The organism is Nocardia sp. NPDC059764 (assembly GCF_042732555.1).
Lineage (GTDB): Bacteria > Actinomycetota > Actinomycetes > Mycobacteriales > Mycobacteriaceae > Nocardia.
Map to the genome: position 1 here is coordinate 67,736 of NZ_JBHWHH010000003.1, position 7,592 is coordinate 75,327.

The window sequence follows — 7,592 nt, forward strand, 5'->3', positions numbered from 1 at the left end:
CCGAAGCAGAAGGAGACGGACGTGCGGCATGGCCGTCCCAGCCAGGAACAACTGAAGCTGAACTTCGAAAGCATGCTGGCCCGGGCCCTGGCGGGACAGGGGCTGCGCAGCTCGACCGGGCTCGACGAGGAGACCCGGACCGCACTCCGAGCTGTCGCCCGCGCCCATCCGAACGCCACCGATGAACTCGTGGAGGCCGCGCGCCACGCCTTCGCCGGCCAACTGGACGGCAGCAATGCCGCCCGCTGGCATGCGCAGACGGACCAGATGCTGAGCGAGATGGAGTCTCGCTCACGCGAATCGGAGTAATCCCGCGGCGTTCACCGCGATCCGGTCAGAGGTTCGTGAAGTCGGTCGAGTTGTCGGTCTCGACCTTGCCGAAGATGGCGGCCTGCTGCCGCACGACGGCGGCCAGCTTGCGCAATTCGTCGATGCCGCCGCCACTCTGGTCCACGAAGGACACGCCGACGGCGCTGAGGGTCTCGGCGGCCGACAGCGACACCTTGTCCGAGCCCGCGGCGGGCACGGCCAGGGCCTGAGCGTCCGCGCCGAGCGCGGCCTCCAGGCGATCGGCCACGGCTTCCAGGTCGGCGGCGGCGGCCAGCACCGTGTCCGCGTCGAAACGCACACCGCCCAAGTTGAATTCGCTCATCGTCCCTCCCTTTCGCCGCGAATCCTACCGTGTCGCACCGACGGACACCGAGCCGGTTTCCGCGGTGTCGATCACCGGTCCGCGCGGTGGATCACTGTGCCGGGCGCGGGCCGTTGGTGCCGACCGCGCCGATCACCGGCACGCCCGTGTAGCCCAGCTCGCCCACGACCTCGTCGCCATGTTCACCGGTGACCAGGTTGGTGCGCACTTCCTCGTCGGCGTCACCGGCCAGCCCGGCACCGGCACCCGCCGCGCCCATCGGCGGCGGCACCATGCCACCGCCCATACCGGCGCCGCCGACCCCGGGCACCGGGGCGGGGACCGCGACCGGCGGGGTGGTGGTCGCGCTCATGGTCCGGGGGCTGGTCTGGCCGAGCGGGGCCGCGCCCGCGCCGCCACCCAGGCCACCGATCGGCATGAGCCCGCCACCGCCACCGAGTCCACCCGGACCCGGCTGCGTGGTCTTCGGTTCCGTCTCCGGCACCGGTTGCACGGTCGAGGGCTGACCGATCGACTGCAACTGCTGCAAGGTCTGCGCGCCTTGGCCCGCGACGCTGCTCAACGGCGCGATCGCGCTCAACAGCTGGGTGACCTGCGAGAGCGAGTCCACGCCCTTCGGCGCGTCGGTGACCTTCACCTTGTGCCCCGCGGTGGTCATGTTCGCGCTGTGCACGGTCATCTCCGTGCGGGTCTTGGCCACCACCGCGGTGGCCTCGGCGGCCGTCTCACTGGCCAGCGACAGCAGGAACGCCTGACCCGGCGGGGTCGCGATGAAGGGGGCGGCCAGGGTGACACCCGTGACGAACTTGGTGATGATGGCCGACATCATCGCGCTGCCCACCGCCACCGAGCCCGCGGCGCCGGCCATGACGGTCTTCTGGTGCCCGTTCTGGGTTTCCAGTTCCAGGGCGTTGGTCTGGGCGGCCGCGCCCTTCTCGGCAGCGCCCGCCGCACCCGAACCCTCCCAGGAGTTCGAATTGGCCAGCGACATCACCGATTGCGCGATCGACATCACCTGCTGCAAGGCCGAGGAGACACCCGAGAGCATCTGCGACGCGTCCAGGCCCTGCCCCAATTGGCCGGTGCCGAACGTGGAGGCCAGATCGGTGAGCGGCTTGGTGAGCGCGGTCAGATCCAGGGTCGGCAGTGGCGGCATGTCCGGCATCGGGGGCAGCGCCGGAATCTGCGGCAGCGCGGGCAATCCCAGCGTCGAAAGCACCTCGGCGACCGGCGAGTCCAGCAGCGGCGCGAAAGCGGTGTCGCGCAGGGCATCCGCCACCGACTGCCCGCTCGCCACCGTGGGAGCGGCCTGCGCGGCTCCCGTCGAACCCTGGTCGAAGGGCGTGCTCACAGGTCCCGCGATAGCGACAGGAAGTCGACGCCCGCGGCGCCGTCGACGGCCTCGTAGGACGCCGCGGCCTCGTGCGCGGTGACCGCGGTCCCGGCGTGCACGGCCGCCAGCTCCGCCACCGACGACAGGTGATTGCCCTGCGCGCCCGCGTAACTCAGCAGGAAGTCCTGGCCGATGAGGCCGAAAACCGGCACCAGTGCGGCGACCGTGGCGACCTGGTCGACCGCGGCGGCGCTCGCCACCGCGGTGGCCATGGCGGCCGAAGCATCGCCGTATGCGCGAATCGCGTCCGGAGTGGCAACGAGATGGCTCATGAGACCCCCATCAGGAAGATCATTTCGGTTCGAACTATACAGAGCGGTGAATCGCCCGGCATAACGAAGAGTTCACTAATTGACCAACAGCCCGGTGAACACCGGGTATTCCCCAGGTGATCAAAGGTACGGCGGATCAACTTGCCGCACTGTATATTTCACAGGTCTATTCACACGTGCTCAGATCGGACGCAGCCAGCTGTCGGGCTCGGTCTCGTAATCCTGCTCCTCGACGTACTCCTGTCTGGTCACATCGTCGGTGGTCGGCAAGCCGGTCAGCGCCAACAGTTCCGGAGACAGCCCCGCCGCCCGTAGCTGGGCGCGCCGCTCGACACCGGCGCGGGCCGCGGACTGCTTGCACAGGCGCAGAATCTCCGACGCCAGCAGCTCCGGATCCTGGCGCAAGCGGTCCCGTTCCACCGAAATCGCCCGGGGCAAGCCCTGTTCGGTGGTGGTGACCACGATCGCACCGGTCCGTGAGGACAGGGTGAACTCGCTCGGGAATTCCTCGGCGGTCATCGGTTCGTCTCCCATTCGTCGGCGACCGCCAGGACCACTTCGGCGATCCGGGTGTTCACCTCGGTGACCACGCGGCGGTGATCGGCGGCCATGGCCACGGGTGGATGGTCGGCGGTGATCAGATAGCGGCCGTCCTCGGCCAGATCACGCCATTGCAGGTGATGCCGGGTGATGCCGCGCGGGCCGAAACGCGAACGGCCCTGCACCACATCGATGGTGCCGAGGGTGGAGGCGGCGACGGCCAGGAAGTCGGCGGCGCGGTCCACCACCCCGCCCTCCAGGGTCTCGTGCGCCGGGGACAGGCCGAAACCGTAGTCGGTGTCGACCCCGTCCTCGGCCTCGGCGAGCACCAGGTCACCGCCGCGGCCCGCCGGGACCTCCGGCAGCAGGCCCACGACCTGCTCGGCGAGATCACTCGCCCAGAACTCGGTGACCGTGAATCCCGCTGCCCGGCCGATGGTTTCGCCGGGTTCCTGCACGACCAGGTATCCGGCGTCGCCGGAACGCACCCCGATCGCGCGGATGCTCGACTCGGGCGCGCGCCAATCCGCGCCGTCCCAGCCGCGCAGCTCCACCCGGACATCCGGGGTGTGCAGCGCGCGCAGCACCTCGTCGAATTCCGGGTCGTGGCGGGCACGCAGGCTGTCGCGGGCGTGAATCTTGCTGTCCTGGAACGTGCTCCACAACGGGGCGCGGCTGGTGAAGAACAGCGGCTCGGGCAGATGCTCCTCGCCGAGCGCCTCCCACAGCACCAGGAACTCCAGATCGGTGAAGGACCAGGACCGCACCGTCAGCCCTCGACCACCGGCTTGGCCACCACCGGCGCGGTGCCCATCGCCTCATCCAGATACTCACTGGAATCCAGGAATTCGGGGCGTTTGTGGTCCTTGCCGCCCTGACCCTGACCGCCGGCGCCGTGACCCATCGGGCCCATACCGCCACCGCCGCCCATACCGCCCATCCCGGTCGAGCCCGCCGCGACACCTGCGCGGGCCACGCCCATCGAGGTCGCTTCCGCGGTCTCGGCCAGCGCGGCGCGCGGGAACAGGCGCGAGGTCTCGAGCATCGGCTTGGGCGCGCCGCCACCACCGCCGCCACCGCCTCCGCCACCACCCAGGCCCTTCTTCAGGTCCTCGAGGTTGGGCATCCCCGCCAGCGGGGAGTCCTTCAGCTTGTCCTTCAGTTCCTGCTGCTGCTTCCTCTGCTGCTCGGTGGTCTGCAGGCTCGTCTGGCCCTGCATGCCCTGCTGCAGCGCGCTCGACAGCTGCGACATGCCCTGACTGGACTGGCCGGAGTTCGAGTTCGGGTTGGTTCCGGACGGATTCCCCTGCGGATTGGTGCCATTGGGATTGGTGCCGTTGGGATTGGTGCCGTTCGGGTTCGTCCCATTCGGGTTGGTGCCGTTGGGATTCGTGCCGTTCGGGTTGGTCCCATTGGGGTTCGTCCCGTTCGGATTGATTCCGTTGGGGTTGGTGCCGTTGGGGTTCGTACCGTTGGGATTGACGCCGTTCGGGTTGATCTTGTTGTTCGGCATGCTGCCGAGATTCGGCGTGCCGGCGCCACCGAGACGGTTCTGCGCGCCGCCGCCAGTGTTGTTGTTCTGGCCGCCGCCCACATCCGAACGCCGAGTGGGCGGGTCCAGGTTGGGCTTCGCGACCGTCGCGTCCGACAACTTCGGGACCGCCTGGCTCGCACCGATCAAACCCGGCACATACCAGTGCTGGAAGGCCAGCTGCGCGGCCTTGATGATGTTCTGCATGCGCTGGTAGTGGTCGTAGTCGAAGTCGTTCGGCTTGTTGCGGGGCATCATCGCCTTGGTGTTGTCCAGCCAGCCCGCGACGTAGTTCAGGTTGGCCGCCATCGCACGCAGGTCGTCGGTGAGCGCGCTCGCCTGATCCTTGAAGGCGTTGGCGGCGTCGACGGCGCCCTGCGCGCCCGCGCCGGTCCAGGCCTTGTCGGTCACCATCTTGCCGAGCTGCTTGTTCAGCGCACCGAAGCTCGTGTCGACCCTCTCGGCGACCGTGTTCCAGGTCGCGCTGAAATCCGCCACCATCTGCGGCTGCATCCCCGCGCCCGCCTCATAGAACCAGTCCAGGTCATCGTGGGCGAACGGGTTCTCCGGGTCGATCGCCTCGTAATGGCCGTTCTCGTGGGCGATGTCGTAGAGGTTCGGATGACCCTTCTTGTCCTCGTCGATGCGCGGCGTGGAATCCCCGGGCAGATCGAGAATCGTGCCACCGGTCATGACCGGTTCGACCGCGCCGCCACCGGCCTCCCGCTTCAATCGGGTGAACTTGGCGGCGGCGTCTTCCTCGTGCGCGTCGTAGGTCTTGTCGGCCTGAATCATGGTGTCGGCCATGGCATTCACCAGCTCGACGTAATGATCCAGAATGGCGCCGAGGCGGCCGCCCTGGTCGTTGAAGCGCGTCTTGAGGCTCAGCAGCTGCTCCAGTCGGCCGTTGTCGCTGAACCCCTTGTGCTTGGTGAGGAGCTCCACGTAGCTCTTGGCGAACGCCAGGGCATTCGCCGTCGCCGCGGCTACCTTCGCGGCGTCGAGCGCTACACCGTGGCCCAACTGGAGTTGGTCCGCCTGAGCCTGCGGAACCAGCGCCAGCCAACGATTGTTCGTGTTCTTGCCGTCATCATTGCCCACGTCTCACTCCCAACTCGCGCGACATCCCGACGATAAGGCCCGACACCACCGATACTCCACTCGTCGGCCGCGATCCCGCTACGAATGCCGTTGGCGGAAACGCTGTTCGAAACCGGATAGATAGACCGACGCCGGAGTGCTGGAGGTCGCCGCTTCCAGGACACCGTCATCGGCGACATAGAAGAGCGCGCGATCCAGCACGACCTCCTCCGGCTCCACCGGAACGTACACCAACCAGCCGACCGTAAGCCGTTCCGCGCGTAGGCGATCCGGCGGGAAAGCGGCGGGGTCGATGCCCTCGGTGGTGAGGTGGTGGCGCACGATCTCCAACGCCTCGGACTGCGGAATCGGTTCCGGGCCCAGGCGTGCCACACCTGCCAGCGCCAGCTGGTAGTGCACGGCGTCCAGATCGGCGGCGTCGCCGAAGACCTCGTACAGCTGGGCGTGGGTGACGTCACGACGCTGCGCGGCATCCACGAAACTCGTGACGGCCGAACGCAATTCCTCCGAGGGGTGTTCGGTGAGCAGGTCGCAGATCACGTCGGCGACGGTGCCGGCGGTCCAGATGCCGGGCACCGCGACCGCGACATCGACACCCGACGGGGACTCGCCGCGGTACCAGCGGCCGCGCTCCCACCAGTAACAGAAGCTCAGCAGGCCGCCGCCCGCGCGGGTGTTCAGCACCGGGTTCGCCACCCATTCGGGGGCGCCCGCGTACAGGCGGGGCAGCGGGGTCTTGCCGTTGTAGGCGACATCCAGTTCCGGGGCGTTCCAGACGCCGCCGGACAGCACCGCGCGGCCGCCGGGCAGCTCGTACAGGGAGGAACCGGAGCGGCGGGAACCCTCGAACCAGCCGAAGGACGGCAGGACCCGCGGGCCCCACTCCGAGCCGACCGCCACGAACGCGGCGGCGATGGCCGACCAGCGCGACCACAGCAGGGGAAACGGCGGGAAGTCGTCCTCGGAAACCACCGGGAGATAACCGGATTCGCGATCAGCGCGGGCCTGCTCGGCCGCCTGACGCGGGGAACGGGACTGGCGGTTGCCGTGGCCGACATAGGCGGCCAGCCAGGTGGGGAGGGACTCGCGCGGGGCGGCCTCGAGGTCGGCCAGGTATTCCTGCGGAGAGAACAGCTGGTCGTCCGGGAACGGGTCGTCGCCGTAATCGTGGTCGACGCTCAGCGCACCCTCGGAGGTGAGGTCCAGTTCCAGGCGCCACCACGGGTCGCCGAGTTCGGCGGAGAGGCGGCGGTGGGAGACCACCAGGGTCATGATCGTGTCGGTCGCGGGGACCAGGGCCTGGCGTTGATCGTCGTCGGAGTACAGGATGCGGGAGCGCTGGCCGGACGCGGCCAGCGCGAAGGCGGCGCGGACCCGGGTCCAGCCCTCGGGGGCCAGCTCCTGGAGTTCGGCGGCTATGCGGTGGGCGAGTCGGCGGGCGCGCTCGGGGACGTCCAGTTCCTCGGCGGCCATGCTGAAGCCGACGTCCGGGCTGGGTTCCCCTGGGGTATACGGGGTTTCGTTCGCGCCCTGGGCGGGGTCCGCACCGAGAACCGCGGACAGCGGGTGGATCTGCGGGCCCTCGTAATCGGCCTTGTCGATACCGAAATCGGCTGCGGCCGAGGAGGAATCGGTTGCGGGTGTGCCGGATTCGGAATGCCGGTCGGAATCCATAGTGCCGGAATGGTTTTCACTGAACTCGCGGGATACAGGCACGCGGGATCGTCGCTAACTGTCCGAGGTCCGCTTGCGCTCGGCGAACCGGCGCTCCAGCTCCGCGCGCCAGCGGGCGGCATTGCTGCCGTCGAGCTGACCCGCGAAGGACTCGCGGGCGGCGGTCACCAGGTCCTCCGACACATTCGGGTACGCCTTCGCGATCGCCCACAGGGCGTCCTCGGTCGGCGAATCCAGACCGGACGCGGTCCGGACGCCACGCCCCTCCCGCACATCGGCCAGGATCGTGTCGAAATTCCGCCGCAGCTGCTCTTCGCTCGGGCGCTCACCGCGCACGTCGAACCTCCTCATCCGTTCCGAAAACCAACTGTCAGCATCACATACCTGGGACAACCGTGCGGTTGCCGGAACCGTAAAAATCGGCGAACA

9 protein-coding genes are annotated in these 7,592 nt (G+C 68.7%); 1 reads left to right on the forward strand and 8 read right to left on the reverse strand.

The features are described from left to right. Positions 1-21: 21 nt before the first annotated feature. The gene (locus ACFV4K_RS01355; protein ID WP_379271110.1) at positions 22-309 is read left to right on the forward strand and encodes a hypothetical protein; all 288 of its coding nucleotides are present in this window, start codon (positions 22-24) and stop codon (positions 307-309) included. Positions 310-334: 25 nt separating this feature from the next. Here ACFV4K_RS01355 and ACFV4K_RS01360 read toward each other — a convergent pair whose 3' ends face one another. The 8 genes from ACFV4K_RS01360 to ACFV4K_RS01395 all read right to left on the reverse strand — a co-directional run bounded on the left by ACFV4K_RS01360 (position 335) and on the right by ACFV4K_RS01395 (position 7,499). Next, positions 335-652, reverse strand: coding sequence for a PE family protein (locus ACFV4K_RS01360; protein WP_379271111.1), 318 nt, complete (start codon positions 650-652; stop codon positions 335-337). A 91-nt stretch (positions 653-743) separates the two neighbouring features. Further along, positions 744-2,003, reverse strand: a complete 1,260-nt coding sequence (locus ACFV4K_RS01365; RefSeq protein WP_379271112.1) for a hypothetical protein — start codon at positions 2,001-2,003, stop codon at positions 744-746. Beyond that, positions 2,000-2,317 (reverse strand): type VII secretion target, encoded by a 318-nt coding sequence (locus ACFV4K_RS01370; protein ID WP_357089064.1) that lies wholly within the window; start codon positions 2,315-2,317, stop codon positions 2,000-2,002. The genes ACFV4K_RS01365 and ACFV4K_RS01370 overlap by 4 nt, the downstream gene beginning before the upstream one ends. A gap of 180 nt (positions 2,318-2,497) precedes the next feature. Further along, positions 2,498-2,836: a hypothetical protein gene (locus ACFV4K_RS01375; protein WP_379271113.1), complete on the reverse strand. Its 339-nt coding sequence runs from the start codon at positions 2,834-2,836 to the stop codon at positions 2,498-2,500. Next, positions 2,833-3,624 carry an ESX secretion-associated protein EspG gene (locus tag ACFV4K_RS01380; protein WP_379271114.1) on the reverse strand — a complete coding sequence of 264 codons (792 nt, stop codon included), beginning with the start codon at positions 3,622-3,624 and terminating at the stop codon, positions 2,833-2,835. Before ACFV4K_RS01380 ends, ACFV4K_RS01375 begins: the two co-directional genes overlap by 4 nt. Before the next feature lie 2 nt (positions 3,625-3,626). Next, positions 3,627-5,489, reverse strand: a complete 1,863-nt coding sequence (locus ACFV4K_RS01385) for a hypothetical protein (protein ID WP_379271115.1) — start codon at positions 5,487-5,489, stop codon at positions 3,627-3,629. A gap of 78 nt (positions 5,490-5,567) precedes the next feature. After that, positions 5,568-7,163: a hypothetical protein gene (locus ACFV4K_RS01390; RefSeq protein WP_379271116.1), complete on the reverse strand. Its 1,596-nt coding sequence runs from the start codon at positions 7,161-7,163 to the stop codon at positions 5,568-5,570. A 54-nt stretch (positions 7,164-7,217) separates the two neighbouring features. Then, positions 7,218-7,499, reverse strand: coding sequence for a hypothetical protein (locus tag ACFV4K_RS01395; protein ID WP_379271117.1), 282 nt, complete (start codon positions 7,497-7,499; stop codon positions 7,218-7,220). Positions 7,500-7,592: the final 93 nt, after the last annotated feature.